Source organism: Falsiroseomonas selenitidurans, assembly GCF_012103215.1.
Taxonomy (GTDB): Bacteria; Pseudomonadota; Alphaproteobacteria; order Acetobacterales; family Acetobacteraceae; genus Falsiroseomonas; species Falsiroseomonas selenitidurans.
The window spans coordinates 23,574-38,541 of the sequence record NZ_JAAVNE010000032.1; the positions used below are offsets into that span (position 1 = coordinate 23,574).

General features: G+C 71.2%; 14 protein-coding genes. 5 read left to right on the forward strand and 9 right to left on the reverse strand.

Features of this window, described 5'->3' with window-relative positions; translation table 11 throughout:
• Nucleotides 1-5 precede the first annotated feature (5 nt).
• From dprA to HEQ75_RS18155, 4 genes are read right to left on the reverse strand one after another with little or no spacing between them, the layout of a single operon-like run.
• A complete protein-coding gene (gene dprA, locus HEQ75_RS18140; protein WP_168033287.1) occupies nt 6-1,109 on the reverse strand; it encodes a DNA-processing protein DprA in 1,104 nt (367 codons plus the stop codon).
• Nucleotides 1,106-1,702, reverse strand: coding sequence for a GNAT family N-acetyltransferase (locus HEQ75_RS18145; RefSeq protein WP_168033289.1), 597 nt, complete (start codon nt 1,700-1,702; stop codon nt 1,106-1,108). Before HEQ75_RS18145 ends, dprA begins: the two co-directional genes overlap by 4 nt.
• Nucleotides 1,699-2,289, reverse strand: coding sequence for a glycerol-3-phosphate 1-O-acyltransferase PlsY (plsY, locus tag HEQ75_RS18150; protein ID WP_168033291.1), 591 nt, complete (start codon nt 2,287-2,289; stop codon nt 1,699-1,701). Before plsY ends, HEQ75_RS18145 begins: the two co-directional genes overlap by 4 nt.
• Entirely contained in the window at nt 2,286-3,554 is a 1,269-nt protein-coding gene (locus HEQ75_RS18155; protein ID WP_168033293.1) for a dihydroorotase, read from the reverse strand. The genes plsY and HEQ75_RS18155 overlap by 4 nt, the downstream gene beginning before the upstream one ends.
• Before the next feature lie 116 nt (nt 3,555-3,670).
• On the opposite strand from HEQ75_RS18155, the gene HEQ75_RS18160 reads away from it, so the two are divergent.
• Nucleotides 3,671-4,645: a Bug family tripartite tricarboxylate transporter substrate binding protein gene (locus HEQ75_RS18160; protein WP_168033294.1), complete on the forward strand. Its 975-nt coding sequence runs from the start codon at nt 3,671-3,673 to the stop codon at nt 4,643-4,645.
• 111 nt (nt 4,646-4,756) lie between these two features.
• The gene (gene rpmG / locus HEQ75_RS18165) at nt 4,757-4,930 is read left to right on the forward strand and encodes a 50S ribosomal protein L33 (RefSeq protein ID WP_168033295.1); all 174 of its coding nucleotides are present in this window, start codon (nt 4,757-4,759) and stop codon (nt 4,928-4,930) included.
• A 292-nt stretch (nt 4,931-5,222) separates the two neighbouring features.
• On the opposite strand, the gene HEQ75_RS18170 is transcribed toward rpmG, so the two are convergent.
• Entirely contained in the window at nt 5,223-6,623 is a 1,401-nt protein-coding gene (locus tag HEQ75_RS18170; protein ID WP_168033297.1) for a PleD family two-component system response regulator, read from the reverse strand.
• 170 nt (nt 6,624-6,793) lie between these two features.
• Here HEQ75_RS18170 and HEQ75_RS18175 point away from each other — a divergent pair, with 170 nt between their 5' ends.
• Entirely contained in the window at nt 6,794-7,414 is a 621-nt protein-coding gene (locus HEQ75_RS18175) for a class I SAM-dependent methyltransferase (protein WP_328734326.1), read from the forward strand.
• Between the two features lie 59 nt (nt 7,415-7,473).
• Here HEQ75_RS18175 and HEQ75_RS18180 read toward each other — a convergent pair whose 3' ends face one another.
• The 4 genes from HEQ75_RS18180 to HEQ75_RS18195 form a co-directional block, all read right to left on the reverse strand.
• Nucleotides 7,474-8,118 carry a VOC family protein gene (locus tag HEQ75_RS18180; protein ID WP_168033299.1) on the reverse strand — a complete coding sequence of 215 codons (645 nt, stop codon included), beginning with the start codon at nt 8,116-8,118 and terminating at the stop codon, nt 7,474-7,476.
• Nucleotides 8,119-8,121: 3 nt separating this feature from the next.
• Nucleotides 8,122-8,820, reverse strand: coding sequence for a glutathione S-transferase family protein (locus HEQ75_RS18185; protein WP_168033301.1), 699 nt, complete (start codon nt 8,818-8,820; stop codon nt 8,122-8,124).
• Between the two features lie 91 nt (nt 8,821-8,911).
• Nucleotides 8,912-9,991 (reverse strand): SMP-30/gluconolactonase/LRE family protein, encoded by a 1,080-nt coding sequence (locus HEQ75_RS18190; RefSeq protein WP_168033303.1) that lies wholly within the window; start codon nt 9,989-9,991, stop codon nt 8,912-8,914.
• A gap of 106 nt (nt 9,992-10,097) precedes the next feature.
• Entirely contained in the window at nt 10,098-11,282 is a 1,185-nt protein-coding gene (locus HEQ75_RS18195) for a pyridoxal-phosphate-dependent aminotransferase family protein (RefSeq protein WP_168033305.1), read from the reverse strand.
• 142 nt (nt 11,283-11,424) lie between these two features.
• Here HEQ75_RS18195 and HEQ75_RS18200 point away from each other — a divergent pair, with 142 nt between their 5' ends.
• The gene (locus HEQ75_RS18200) at nt 11,425-14,352 is read left to right on the forward strand and encodes an FAD-binding and (Fe-S)-binding domain-containing protein (protein ID WP_168033307.1); all 2,928 of its coding nucleotides are present in this window, start codon (nt 11,425-11,427) and stop codon (nt 14,350-14,352) included.
• Entirely contained in the window at nt 14,349-14,921 is a 573-nt protein-coding gene (locus HEQ75_RS18205; RefSeq protein WP_168033309.1) for a DUF924 family protein, read from the forward strand. The genes HEQ75_RS18200 and HEQ75_RS18205 overlap by 4 nt, the downstream gene beginning before the upstream one ends.
• Nucleotides 14,922-14,968 lie beyond the last annotated feature (47 nt).

The window sequence follows — 14,968 nt, forward strand, 5'->3', positions numbered from 1 at the left end:
CCCGGTCAGCCTGAGGACCGCACGACCCGATTGCCGGGCAGGGTTTCCACCAGCCCCGACAGCTCCAGATCGAGCAGCAAAGCCTGGACGGATGGCGCCGAGAGGTGGCAGCGGCGGACCAGATCGTCAACGGCTACTGGTGTGGTGCCAATCAATTCAAGCAGTTGGGCAGTGGATTCGGAGGGGGATTCCGCCTCCGGCAGCGGCTCAGCCGGCAAATCGCGTCGCTCCCGAAGGTTGAACAGCGGCAGGTCGAGCGGCTGGGCGGGCAGGCTGGCGAAGACATCCTCCGCCGTTTCGACCAGATGCGCGCCCTGGCGGATGAGGTCGTTGCCGCCCCGCGCGCGGGGGTCCAGCGGGCTGCCGGGCACCGCGAACAGCTCCCGCCCCGCTTCCAGCGCCAGGCGCGCGGTGATGAGGCTGCCGGATCGCAGCGCCGCCTCCACCACCACCAGCCCCAGCACCAGCCCGGCGACGATGCGGTTGCGGCGCGGGAAATGGCGGGCCAGCGGCGCGGTGCCGAGCGGCGCCTCCGCCACCACCACGCCGCCTTCCTGCGCGATGCGCGCCTGCAGCGCCGCATGCTCCGGCGGGTAGGGCTGGTCCAGCCCGCCGGCGACCACCGCCACGGTGCGCCCGCCCGCCCCCAGCGCGCCGAGATGCGCCGCCGCATCGATGCCGCGCGCCAGGCCGGAGGTGACGGCGATGCCGCCGGCGCAGAGCCCGGCCGCCAGCTCCTCCGCCACCCGGCGCCCGCCCGCGGAGGCCGCGCGGGCGCCGACCACGCCCACCTGGCGGCGCTTGAGCACGGACGGATCCCCCAGCACGGCCAGCGCCGGCGGGGCATCTTCCAGCAGCGCCAGCAGCGGCGGGTAAAGCGGGTCATCCAGGAACAGGAAGGACCCGCCCATCCGCGCCACCGCCGCCATCTCGCGCTCCGCCACCGCCTCGGGTGGGGCGGCGAAGCTGCGGCCACTGCGCGCGGCATGGGCCGGCAGCGCGGCCAGCGCCGCCCGGGCGGTGCCGTGGCGGGCCAGCAGGCGGCGGAAGGTGGCCGGGCCGATGCCCTCGGTGCGGGAAAGCCGCAGCCGCGCCAGGGCGTCGTTCACGGCGCGCGCCCCAGCCAGACGACGCCCTCGGCCGGCGCCAGCCGCTGGAACCCGCAACGCCCCCAGAAGGCCAGGGCACCGCCATTGTCCGGATTGACGCCGACATGGAGGCCAGCCGGCCGGAGGCTGTCGCACCAGGCCGCCAGCAGGGTCCTTCCCAGCCCCTGGCCCTGGGCGCGCGGCAGCAGGTTCAGGTGCATATGGGCCGGGAACGCCGCCACGACCTGCTCCGACGTGCGCCGCGGCACGTGGATGCGGTGGCGCCGGCGCTCATCAGGGGTCCAGGCCCAGGCGGCACCCGAGGGCGCCGCGTAGCGCTGCCGCAGCGCGGGCCACCATTCGCGTTCCAGCCGATCCTCGAATGCCCGGGTGTCCGGTGCCCCGAGGACGAAGCCCGCCACGCCCGCCGCGTCCTCGACCACCAGGATCAGGCCGGGACTCAGTGCGGCATAGGGCGCGGCATAGATGTGGCCGACCAGCCGGCCGTCCTCATACAGCGCCGCCGCATCGCCGCCGGCCGCCCCGGTGGCGAGCGATATCGCATACAGGCTGTCGAGATCCTCCGACCGATAGGGGCGGATCCGGAAGGTCACCGGGTCTTGCCGATCCGCGGCTCCGTGCCCGCCAGCAGGCGGCGGATATTGGCGTGGTGGCGGATCGCGATCAGCAGCGCGACGCCCAGGCAGAACCCGGCCAGCCGCCAGTCGCCGGACAGCGCGGCGACCACCGGCGCCAGGGCGCAGACGGTCAGCGCACTCAGCGAGGAAATCCGCGTCAGCGCCGCCATGGCCAGCCAGACACCCAGCAGCAGCAGCCCGAGACCCGGCTGCGCCGCGAGCAGCACGCCGGCGCCGGTGGCCACACCCTTGCCGCCCTTGAAGCCGAGCCAGAGGGGAAAGGTGTGCCCCAGCAAGGCGCAGAAGCCCGCGAGCAGCGCCGCATCCTCGCCCCAGATCCAGCGTGCCAGCAGCAGCGCCACGGCGCCCTTGGCCGCGTCCAGCACCAGCGTCGCCGCGGCCAGCTTGCGGTTGCCGGTCCGCAGCACATTGGTCGCGCCGATGCTGCCGGAGCCGATGGCGCGCACATCGCCCAGCCCGGCGGCGCGGGTCAGCAGCAGCCCATAGGGCACGGAGCCGAGCAAATAGCCGAGCAGCCCCGCGAGGATCAGCCCGGTGGTCATCCGAACACCCTCCGACCATCCTTCCAGGTGCCCAGCACCCGGCCCTCCAGCGCGCGGCCGTCGAAGGGCGTGTTCTGCGCCTTGCCCGGCAGCTTCCCCGAGACCACCTGCCAGCCGCGCTCCAGGCTGAACAGCACGAGGTCGCCCGGCGCGCCGGGCTTCAACCGGCCGGAGCCGAGGCCGAGCAGCGCGGCGGGCCGGGCCGTCATCAGCCCGATGGCCTCCAGCAGGTCCAGCCGCCCGCCATGCACCTGCGCCAGGGTCACTGCCAGCAGCGTCGCCAGCCCGGTGCCGCCGGGTTCCGCCTGGGCAAACGGCAGGCGCTTGTCGTCCGCATCATGCGGCTGGTGGTCGGAGGCCACGGCATCGATGGTGCCATCCGCCAGCGCCGCCACCACCGCCAGCCGGTCCGCCTCCGCCCGCAGCGGCGGGGAGAGCTTGGCATAGGTGCGGTATTCGCCGATCGCCGTCTCGTTCAGGTCGAAATAGGGTGGCGCGGTGTCGCAGGTGACGCTGAGGCCCTCGGTCTTCGCCGCGCGGATCAGGTCCAGCGCCGCGCCGGTGCTGACATGGGCGAAATGCACATGCCCGCCGGTCAGCCGCGCCAGGGCGATGTCGCGCGCCACCATCATGGATTCGGCGGCGGGCGGGATGCCGGGCAGGCCCATGCGCGTCGCGCGCTCCCCCTCCGTCGCCGCACCGCCGGCGGCGAGCGAGGGGTCTTCGGGATGCTGCACCACGAAGCGGCCGAAGGCCCGGGCATAGGAGAGCGCCAGGCGCATCAGCCGGGCGGAGCCGATGGCGCGGCGGCCATCGGTGAAGGCGATGGCCCCGGCCTCCCGCAGCAGGCCGAATTCGGCAAGGTCCTTGCCGGCGCAGCCGCGGGTCGCCGCGCCATAGGGCAGGATGGTCAGGCTGCCGGCGGCCTGGCGGGCCAGGAAGGCGACCAGCGCCGGGTCGTCGATGGCGGGCTGCGTGTCCGGCAGGGCGCAGAGCGTGGTGATGCCGCCCGCCGCGGCGGCCAGGGCGGCGGAGCCGATGGTCTCCCGATGCTCGGCGCCCGGCTCGCCCAGCGCGGCGCGCAGATCCACCAGGCCGGGGGCCAGGCAGGCGCCGCCGGCATCCAGCGTCTCCGCCCCTTCGGGCGCGGTGAGACCCGGCCCGAGATCGGCGATGCACCCACCCCGCAGCAGCAGCGCGCCCGGCCCATCCAGGCCGGTGGCGGGGTCGAGCAGGCGGGCATTGTGGATCAGCAGGTCGCGCATGCGCAGCGTTATAGCCGCCCGCGCGAGTCCCGCCACGTTGCCGCACAGGGCGGGGGTGCATGGCCGCCTCGCCCGTCGCGTGCCTATGCTGCGGCGCATCTTGCAGGACCACGCCCATGCTGACCCGTCGCACCACCCTCGCCTTGCCCGCCACGCTGCTCGCCGCGCCGGCGCTGGCCCAGTCCGACTGGCCGACGCGGCCGGTGCGGATCGTGGTGCCGTTCGCCGCCGGCGGCAGCACCGATGTCTCCACCCGGCTGCTGGCGCCGCGCATCCAGCAGATCCTCGGGCAATCCGTGGTGATCGAGAATCGCGGCGGCGCGGGCGGCACCATCGGCTCCGATTCGGTGGCGCGGGCACCGAAGGATGGCAGCGTGTTCCTGATGGGCACCATCTCCACCCATGTGCTGGCGGTGGGCCTCTATGGCGACCGCCTGCCCTACGACCCGGAGCGCGACTTCATCGCCGTGGCGCCGACGGTGATGGTGCCGATCTGCACCACGGTGCATCCCGCGCTGGGCGTCGCCGACCTCGCCGGCCTGATCGCGCTGCTGAAGGCCAATCCGGGCAAATACGCCTATGGAACGGGTGGCGCCGGCGGGTCGGCGCATATCGGCGCCGTGGCCTTCCTGAACGCCATCGGGGCGGAGGCGACGCATGTGCCCTATCGCGGCAGCGCGCCGATGCTGACGGACATGCTGGCCGGCCAGGTGAACATCTGCTTCGACACCCCGGCCCTGATCGCGCCGCACCACGCCGCGGGCCGGCTGCGCTGCCTGGCGGTGGCAACCGCGGCACGCTCCCCGCTGATGCCGGCGGTGCCGACGGCGGCAGAGGCCGGGCTGCCCGGCTACAAGGCCTATTCCTGGTTCGGCCTGTTCGCCCCGGCCGGCACGCCGGAGGCGATCGTGGCGCGGATGAACGCCGCGGTGCGCCAGGCGCTGCTGGAACCCGCCACCGCGACGCGCCTGCGCGAACAGGACCTGCCGCCGATCGCGGAGGGCAGCCCGGCCGAATTCGCCGCCTTCCTGAAGCGCGAACTGGCGGAGTGGGTGCCGGTGGTGCGCGCCAGCGGCGCCACGGCCAACTGATCGGCCAACTGAATCGCTTGACCTTCGCCCCAGGGGGGCTAGAACACGCCCCTCTGTCGGGCGGGCCGCAAGACCCGCCCGCAAACCGTTTCCAGTTCCGGAACCTGTACGATGGCCAAGGCCAATACCATCCTGATCAAGCTGGTGAGCACGGCGGAGCCGTCCACGGGCTATTTCTACGTGACCAAGAAGAACACCCGGAACGCCACCGGCAAGCTCGAGATGAAGAAGTACGACCCGGTCGCCCGGAAGCACGTGCTGTTCCGCGAGTCCAAGATCAAGTAGCCGTCGCGCGGGGGTCTTTCCTCCGCCGCTGCCGGAACCGACGCCGCGCTGGACCCTGTCCGGCGCGGCTTTCGTCATTGGGGCTGGCGACGGACCCGGCGGCACCAGGCCCGGCGCGCCATCCGCTGGCCCCGCTCCCCCCCGCCCCGCTGCGGGTGGCGCGGGTTTTCCCTGGCCAGGGGCGGCCCGCGATCGGGGCGGCTTGCGTTCGGATGGATCATCCGAACGCATTGCCTGCGCTGACTTCAAGGTGTCCAGGGCCGCGCTGCATTCTGGTGAACGCAGCGCGGTGCTAACGCGCGCTGCGGGCGGCGGGCTTGCCCTGGTCGGCGGCGGGGGGCCAGTCGCTTTTCAGCGCCGCCTCCACCCGGTTGCGGCCGTTGTTCTTGCCGCGGTACAGCGCCGCATCCGCGGCGCTGATCACGTCATCCGCCTGCGCGCCGATGCCGCCGGCGGCGACGCCGATGCTCATCGTGATGGTCAGCGGAATACCCTCCGCCACGACCGGCACATTGGCGATGGCCGCCCGCAGGCGCTCCGCCACCAGCATCCCGTCCTCGGTTGCGGCGCCGGACATCACCACCAGGAATTCCTCGCCGCCATAGCGCGCCACCACGTCCGCCGCTCGCAGATGCCCGCGCACACGCTCCGCCACCTCGCGCAGCACCACGTCGCCGGAGGCATGGCCATAGGTGTCGTTCACCGCCTTGAAGCGGTCCACATCCATCAGCAGCACCGCGGCGCCGGAATTGCGCAGAACGCCTTCCAGGTGGCGGCGGACATAGCGGCGGTTGCGCAGCCCGGTCAGCGGGTCCGTCACCGCCATTTCCAGCGAGCGGTCGAGATCGGCGCGCAGCCTTTCCTGGTAGCGCTTGCGGCGGATCTGGTTGCGCACCCGGGCGCGCAGCTCGTTCGGATCCACCGGGCGGATCACATGGTCGTTGGCGCCCAGGTCGAAGCCGCGCAGCACCAGCCCCTTCTGCCCGGGATCGGCGACCAGCAGCACCGGCACGTCGCGCGTGCTGGCATGCGCCCGCAGGCGTGACGCCAGGCGCAGCGAATCGCCGCCATCCAGCGACAGGCTCAGCAGCACCACGTCGTGCAGCCCCTCCTGCAGCAGGTCCCAGGCCTCCGTCGGCTCGGCGCAGTGCGCCACCTCGATGCCGTCGGCGCCCAGCACCTGCGCCAGCGCCTCGGCTTCTGCCGCATCCTCGTTGACGATCAGCGCCCGCGCGCCGGCGACACTGGGCGAAGGCCCGGGCGGCGGCTCGAAGCCAAGGTCGCGTGCCGTCTCCGCCCGCAGCCGCCAGGCGTCCAGCACCTGCTTCATGCGCAGCAGGGCGCGCAGCCGGGCGAACAACGTGGCGTCGTCCACCGGCTTGGAGAGGAAGTCGTCCGCCCCGGCCTCCAGCCCGCGCACCCGCTCCACCGGATCCGTCAGGGCGGTGATCATGACCACGGGGATATGGGCGGTGCCGGGCTGCGCCTTCAGCCGGCGGCAGACCTCATAGCCGTCCATGCCCGGCATCATGACATCGAGGAGAACGACATCCGGCATCCAGCGTTGGACGGTCGTCAGCGCCTCGGGACCCGAGGCGGCGATGGCCACCTCGTAATACTCGTTCAGCAGCTTGATCTCGAGCAGCCGGAGGTTGGCCGCAATGTCATCGACGACAAGGATACGCGCGGTCATTGGGCGTTGGATCCGAGGCCAGCAGACAGGAAACCACCCGAACCTGGCGCGAACAGGTCGCAACCCACCCGGGCCATCACCAAGCCTGTCTGGCGGAATGACGACAATCCGGCTACACGCGACAATGCTGGCCTGATGCACATGGTCACAAATCTGTCAAGGAGAAAGCGGTGTCAGACATCACGAACGAGCCAGGCTCGGCCAGACCCGCAGTCGAGACGCGGCACCGGGAGGTCGCGAATTCCAGCCTGTTCTTCAAGCGGTGGTTGGCCAATCCACTGCAGATGGGTTCCATCATCCCGTCCTCGGACACGCTGTGCCGCCGGATTGCGGGGCTTGTCGCCCGGAAGGAAGACGAGGTCGTGGTGGAGCTCGGCGCCGGCACCGGCGTGATCTCCCGCGCCCTGCTCGCTGCCGGCGTGCCGGCGGAGAAGCTCGTGGTGGTCGAGATCGTGCGGGACATGGCGGACCACCTGCGCGCCGCGCTGCCCGGCGTCAATGTGATCTGCGGTGACGCCTTCGAACTGGCGCGCGACCTGCCGAAGGCCCTGCATGGGAAGGTCGGCACGGCGATCTGCGGGATCCCCCTGGTCATGCTGCCGCTGGCCGACCAGCAGCGGTTCGTTTCGGCCGTCGAGTCGGTGGCGCCGGGCAAGGGGTTCCTCCTGTACACCTACTGCATCACCTCGCCGCTGCCCTACCGCAAGCTGGCACTCAGCGCGAAGCGGGAGGTCTGGACCCCCATGAACTTCCCGCCTGCCAGCGTCTGGCGTTACCAGCCTGCCCGGTAGCGCGCCATACCGCAACGCCCGCTGGCGTCCTGCCCGGAAGAAGGGCAGCACGCCGGCGGCTAGCCGCTGCTGAGCGCGATCTCCGTCCCGTCTGGCCGCCGCATGCGGGCGACCAGGCGCGGATGCGGGCTTTGCCGGACCTTCAGCGACTCCTCCAGCCCGCGCTGCCGCATCGCGGACTGCACCTGCGCCGCGTCCGGATGCTCGGCTTCCAGCGCCAGCAGCCGGCAGCCGGAATCGGCCAGGCGCGGCGCCGCGCCGCGGCCATCATCCCACTGGATCAACGGCGGAATCAGGTTGCGCATGTCCTGCCGCTGGGAGGGGAAGGCCATGCGCCAGGTCAGGTCGCCGCGCGACCAGGCGCGCACCTCCCCGCCCTGGCTTGCACCGAGGCGTGCCGCCACCGCGTCCAGCGCCGGGGTCCGCGCCACCCAGGCCAGCAGGTGCGGCCCGGCTTCCAGCATCAGCTTCACGGAAGGGTCATCCAGGTCGAAGGGCCGCGGATGCGCGGGCTCCGGCTGGCCGGGATCGGGCGCGATCACTTCCAGATAGGTTTCCGGCCCCAGGCCCAGCAGCATGTTGTGCGTGCCGATGCCGGGGTGGCTGCCGCCGGGGGTCGGGCGCACGCCAAGCTGCGCCTCGATCCAGTTGGCGCCTTCCTCGAGCGTGCGGGCGCCGACGACGATGTGGTCGATCTCTGCCATGATTCAGCGTGCCTGGAACTGTGTGTTGCCGAACAGGTTCTCGCGTTCCTGGTCCGTCATGCCACCAACGCGCTGGTTCGCCGCAAGGACATGCACCCCGCGCTGCACGGCCGGTCGTGCCGCGATGGCATCGTGCCAGCGCCGGACATGCGGGAATTCGGACAGGTCGATCTTCCGACGCTCCGGGTTGCGGACCCAGGGGAAGGTGGCGATGTCGGCGATGGAGTATTCGGCGCCGGCGAGGAACGCGGCCTCCGACAGGCGCTTGTCCAGCACCCTGTGCAGGCGCTGCACCTCCTTCGCATAGCGCGCCTTGGCATAGGGCACGTCTTCCGGCGCATAGGCGTGGAAATGGCCGTACTGGCCGAACATCGGGCCAACGCCGCCCATCTGGAACATCAGCCATTCCAGCGCCCGGTAGCGGCCGGCCGGGTCCGCGGGCAGCAGCCGGCCCGTCTTCTCCGCCAAGTAGACCAGGATGGCGCCGGATTCGAACAGCGTCAGCCGCTGCCCCCCCGGCCCCTCCGGATCGACGATGGCCGGGATCCGGTGGTTCGGCGTGATGGCGAGAAAATCCGGCCTGAACTGCTCCCCGGCGCCGATGTTCACCGGCACCACGGTGTAGGGCAGGCCGAGTTCCTCCAGCGCGATATGCACCTTGTGGGCATTCGGCGTCGGCCAGGTCCAGACCTCGATCGGCATGCGGCTCTTCCCCCCGCTTCGTCGCGCCGCAGGGTGGGCCGGCCGCCGCGGGCTGGCAAGCCGCGGCGCCCGGCCCTGACCCATTGGGAGGTCAGCAGAAATGCGCGCCGCGCGTCTCCACCGGCACCATGTAGAGCGACTGGCTGGCGCACATGAACAGCCGGTTCCGCCTGGTGCCGCCGAAGCAGATGTTGGCGCAGATCTCCGGCAGGCGGATCTGGCCGATGCGGGCACCGTCGGGGGCAAAGACGTGCACGCCGTCATACCCCTCCCCCACCCAGCCCATGGCGCCCCAGACATTGCCCGCCTCGTCGCAGCGGATGCCGTCCACCATGCCGGTGCGGCCATCCATCGTCATCTCGGCGAAGCGGCGTGGGTTGCTGAGGCGCGGGCCGTTTACGTCATAGGCCCAGATCTGGCTGGCGGCGTCCGGGTAGTGGCTGCGGCCGGTATCGGCCACGTAGAGGGTGCGGTAGTCGGGCGAGAAGCACAGGCCGTTCGGCTTGAACACCTCATCCGCCACCTTCGCCACCTGGCCGGATTGCGCGTCGATCCGGTAGATCGCCTCCTTGATCAAGGGGCGCGGGGAGTTCGCGGATTCGGGCAGGCGGTTGCCCTCGTAGTCCATCAGCCCGCCATAGCCGGGGTCGGTGAACCACAGCGCCCCGTCCTCCGGGTGCACCACGCCATCATTCGGCGCGTTGAAGGGGCCGTCCGGGCCGCGCGCGGCCAGCACCGTGACGCGCCCATCCGGCTCGTAGCGCACCACGTCGCGATGGAAGTGGCGGAAGGCGATCTGCCGTCCCTCGCGGTCGAAGGTGTTGCCGTTCGAATAGCCGGAGGGGCTGCGGAAGCGGCGATGGACGGAATGGTCCTCCTCGTTCAGCCGCAGGCATTCGTCGTTCGGGATGTCCGACCAGACCAGGAAGCGGCCGGTGGCGTGCCAGGCGGGGCCTTCCGCCCAGCCCATGCCGGTGTGCAGCCGGGTGATGGCGGAATTGCCCAGCTTGGCGCCGAAGCGCTTCGGGTCGAGGGCGATGATGTCGGGGTCCGGGTAGCGCTGCGGCGGGGCATCGGCGCCGAAGCGGCGCTGCGCCAGGGCGGGCGTCGCGGCCAGGGCGGCGGCCGCGCCCAGCAGGGCGCGGCGCGACGGGGCGGGAGAGCGGTTCATGCTGTTTCCTCCATTGGCCCTTGCGGGCGGGCGAAGGATGGCATGGGGCCGCCGCGGGGGCGCAACCCCCGCGCGCATCATCCCGGAGGCGTGATGAGTGGCCCTGTCAGGCGTTCCCGCCCAGATAGTCCATCGCCACCTGCACGCCGCCCGCCTGGTGCGGGATGCCGGCGGCACGCAGGCCCATCTCCACCCCGCCAAGGGCGCCCACCAGTTGCAGCGGCGTGATGTCGCCCAGATGGCCGATGCGGAAGACGCGGTCGTTCAGCTGGCCCAGGCCATTGCCCAGCGACATGTTGAACTTCTCCAGGATGGTCGCGCGCAGCGCATTGGCGCTGTGGCCCTCCGGCAGCCGCACGGCGGTCAGCACGCTGGAGAAATGCCGCGGATCCTCGCACTGCACCTCCAGCCCCCAATGCCGCACCGCGCGGCGCGTCGCCTCCGCCATCCGGTCATGCCGCGCAAAAACGTTGTCGAGGCCTTCCTCCAGCAGCATGTCGCAGGCGGTGTCCAGCGCGTAGAGCATGTTGGTGGCGGGCGTGTAGGGGAAATAGCCGGTGGCGTTGGCCGCCAGCATCGGCTTCCAATCCCAGAAGCTGCGCGTCAGCTTCGCGGACTTGCTGGCCTCGATGGCCTTGGCGCTGATCGCGTTGAAGGACAGGCCCGGCGGCAGCATCAACCCCTTCTGGCTGCCGGAGACGGTGACATCGACGCCCCATTCGTCATGCCGGTAGTCCATGGAGCCGAGGCCGGAGATGGTGTCCACCAGCAGCAGCGCCGGGTGGCCGGCGGCATCCATGGCGGCGCGCACTTCGGCGATGCGGGACGTCGCGCCGGTGCTGGTCTCGTTGTGCACGACGCAGACCGCCTTGATGGCGTGGGATTTGTCGTCGCGCAGCTTCTGGCCGATGGCGTCCACATCCGCGCCGCGGCGCCAATCGGTCTTCACGAAGTCCGCGACGATGCCGAGCCGCTCCGCCATCTCGTTCCACAGATGCGCGAACCAGCCCGTCTCGCACATCACCACGCGGTCGCCGGGCGAAAGGGTGTTGACCAGGGCGGCTTCCCAGGCGCCGGTGCCGGAGGCGGGGTAGATCACCACATGCGACTGCGTCTTGAAGATCGCCTTGGCCTTCTCCAGCACCTGGGCGCCGAGCTTGCCGAAATCCGGGCCGCGATGGTCCATGGTCGGGTGGTCCATGGCGCGCAGGATGCGGTCCGGCACGTTGGAGGGCCCCGGGATGTGCAGGAAATGGCGGCCGGAATTGGGCTTGGACTGGAAATAGGCCATGGCGGCGGGGCTCCCTCGGTTGCCCCTACCTAACCCCCGACAATGCCGCTCGCCAATGAGTAAGCCTTGTGGAATTGATAAGAGTTATAGATCGGACAGCGGCCGCGCCCCGCGCTACACAGCGGGCGATGGGAGAGACCGCATGAACGCCAGCATCGGAACCGCGGCCAGGATCGCCGACAGCCGCTTCGCACAGCGCCTGCAGCGGGAGACGGAGGGCGAGGTCCTGTTCTCCGCCGGCGATCGCGGCCGCTATGCGACCGATGCCTCCATCTACCAGCAGATGCCGGTCGGCGTGCTGGTGCCGCGCAGCCTGGCGGATGTGGCCGCCGCCATGGCGATCTGCCGGGAGGAAGGCGTGCCGGTGCTGCCGCGCGGTGGCGGCACCAGCCAGTGCGGCCAGACGGTGAACCGCGCCCTGGTGCTGGACTGCACGCCGCATCTGCGCCGCGTGCTGTCGATCGAGGGCGACACCGCGACGGTGGAGCCCGGCATCACCCTCGGCGCGCTGAACGAGGCGCTGAAGGCGTCGAAGCAATTCTATCCGGTGGATCCCTCCACCTGGCAGCGCTGCACCATCGGCGGCATGGCGGGGAACAATTCCTGCGGCAGCAAGTCCATCCGCTATGGGCTGATGGCGGATAATGTCCGCGCCATCGACGCCATCCTGGCCGACGGCACGCGCTTCCGCTTCGGCGACATCCCGGAGAATCTCGGCCCCGACGTGCCCGGCAGCGTGGCCGACCTCGTCGCCAAGCTGCGCGCCATCGGGTCGCGGGAGGCGGAGGAAATCGCGGCGCGATTCCCGACGCAGCTCCGCCGCGTCGGGGGCTACAACCTCGATGCGCTGACCCCGGCCGGCCGCGCCGCCGGCCGCGGCAGCCTGGCGCGGCTGCTGGTGGGCAGCGAGGGCACGCTGGCCTTCTCTGCTGCGCTCGACCTCAAGCTCTGGCCGATCAAGCCGCGCAAGGTCTTGGGGATCTGCCAGTTCCCGTCCTTCCGCCAGGCGATGGCCGCGTCCCAGCACCTGGTGACGCTGGACCCGGAGGCGGTGGAGCTGGTGGACCGCACCATGATCGACCTCGGCCGGTCGATTCCCATCTATCGCGACACGATCGAAAAAATCCTGATCGGTGAGCCGGACAGCCTGCTGATCGTGGAATTCCACGGCCATGACGACGCCAGCCTGCTGCAGGGCCTGGACCGGCTGGAGGAGATGATGGGCGACCTCGGCCTGCCGGGCCAGGTGGTGCGCATCACCGATGCCGGCTTCCAGGCGCGCGTGGCGGAGGTGCGCGAGGCCGGCCTCAACATCATGATGAGCATGAAGGGCGACGGAAAGCCGGTCTCCTTCATCGAGGATTGCGCCGTCCCGCTCGCCGACCTCGCCGACTACACCGAGCGCCTGAACGACGTCTTTGCGAAGCACGGCACCAAGGGCACCTGGTACGCCCATGCGAGCGTCGGCTGCCTGCATGTCCGCCCCGTGCTGAACATGAAGTCGGGCGAGGACGTCACCAAGATGCGCGCGATCGCGGAGGAGTGCTTCGCGCTCGTCCGTGAATACAAGGGCTCGCACTCCGGCGAGCATGGCGACGGCATCGTCCGCTCCGAATTCCATGTGCCGATGTTCGGCACCCGCATCGTCAAGGCCTTCGAGGCGGTGAAGGACGCCTTCGACCCGGGCACGCCCGAACTGCCGCATGGCCTGCTGAACCCGAACCGCGTGGTGCACCCGCCGCGCATGGATGACCGGACGCTGTTCCGCTACGGCCCGGACTATGCGGCCGATCCCGCGGTGACGCCGGCGCTCGACTGGTCCGCCTGGCCGGGCCCGCAGGGCGGCCTGCTGGGCGCGGTCGAGATGTGCAACAACAACGGCACCTGCCGGAAATTCGATGCCGGCGCCATGTGCCCCTCCTACCGCGCCACGCGGCAGGAACAGCACCTGACACGCGGCCGCGCGAACACGCTGCGGCTGGCGCTGACAGGCCAGCTCGGCAGCGAGGGCCTGGCCGCCGACGAGGTGGCGGAGGCCATGTCCCTCTGCGTCGGCTGCAAGGCCTGCAAGCGCGAATGCCCGACCGGGGTCGACATGGCCAAGATGAAGATCGAGGCCGCCCATGCCCGCGGCCGCGCGCGCGGCGTGGCGCTGCGCGACCGGCTGATCGCCAGCATGCCGCATTGGGCGCCCTATGCCGCCATCGCGCCCATCCTCTTCAACGCGCGCGACCTGATCCCCGGCCTGGCGAAGCTGAGCGAGCGCCTGACCGGCCTCGCCGCCGGCCGCACCCTGCCCCGCTTCCGCGGCGATGCCTTCCACGATGCGGAACTGCGCGCGCCCGATGGCCGCGCCAACGAGGTCATCCTGCTGCCCGACCTCTTCAACCGCTACTTCGAGCCCGAGAATATACGAGCTGCCATCCGCGTGTTGCGCGCCGCGGGCGCCGATCCGGCCGTGGCCCGCCCCGCGCGGGGATCGCGCCCGCTGGACGAGGGCCGCACCTGGCTCGCCGCCGGCATGGTCGAGCAAGCCCGCGCCGAGGCGCGCCGCACCCGCGCGGCGCTATCGGCCTGGGACAGCCCCGTGCTCGGGCTGGAACCCTCCTGCCTGCTGACCCTGCGCGATGAATTCCTGTCACTGCTCCCCGGCGAAGCCACGCAGAAGCTGGCGGCACGCGCCATGCTCGTCTCCGAATGGCTGGCCAAGACCAGGGCGCCGCTGCAGCTGAAGCCGATCGGGGCGGAGGCGCATATCCACGGCCATTGCCACCAGAAGGCCGTCGGCGATTTCCCCGCCGCGGTGGCCACCCTCACCCGCATCCCCGGCCTGAAGGTGACGCCGATCACCTCCTCCTGCTGCGGCATGGCCGGCGCCTTCGGCTATGATGCGGAGAAGCTGCCCACCTCCATCGCCATGGCGGAACTCTCCCTGCTGCCGCATATCCGCCGCACCGCGCCCACGGCCCTCATCGTCGCCGACGGCACCTCCTGCCGCCACCAGATCGCCGACCTGGCGAAACGGCCCGCCCTGCACTCCATCCGCCTTTTGGACATGGCCCTCGCATGACCCATTTCGACGACGTCCTCGCCTTCTGGTTCAGCGAAGGCCCCGACACCTTCCGCAAGGCCTGGTTTGAGAAGAACGATGCCTTCGACGCGGACATCCGCAGCCGCTTCGGCGACCTGCTGCGCCCGGCCCGGCAGGGCGCGCTGGATTCCTGGGGCGCTTCCCCGGAAGGCGCGCTGGCGCTGCTGCTGGTGCTGGACCAGTTCCCGCGCAACCTGCACCGCGGCCAGGCGGAAGCCTTCGCCAGCGACGACCACGCCCGCGCCATCGCCCGCCGCGCCGTGCTGGACCGCCGCTTCGACCTGGCCCTGGCGCCCACCCAGCGCAGCTTCCTCTACCTGCCCTTCGAACATGGCGAAGCCCTGGCGGACCAGGATCTGTCCGTCGCCCTGTTCGAAGGCCTGCGCGACATCCCCGCCATGGCCGCGCCCGGCGGCGTGATCGACTATGCCTGGCGCCACCGCATCGTCATCCAGCGCTTCGGCCGCTTCCCCCACCGCAACACCGCCCTCGGCCGCCCCAGCACGGCCGCGGAACAGGCCTGGCTCGCGGCGGGCGGCGGCTTCTGAATATCTATTCCGCCCGTCTCATGAATACGCCATTGTCCCGCCGGATG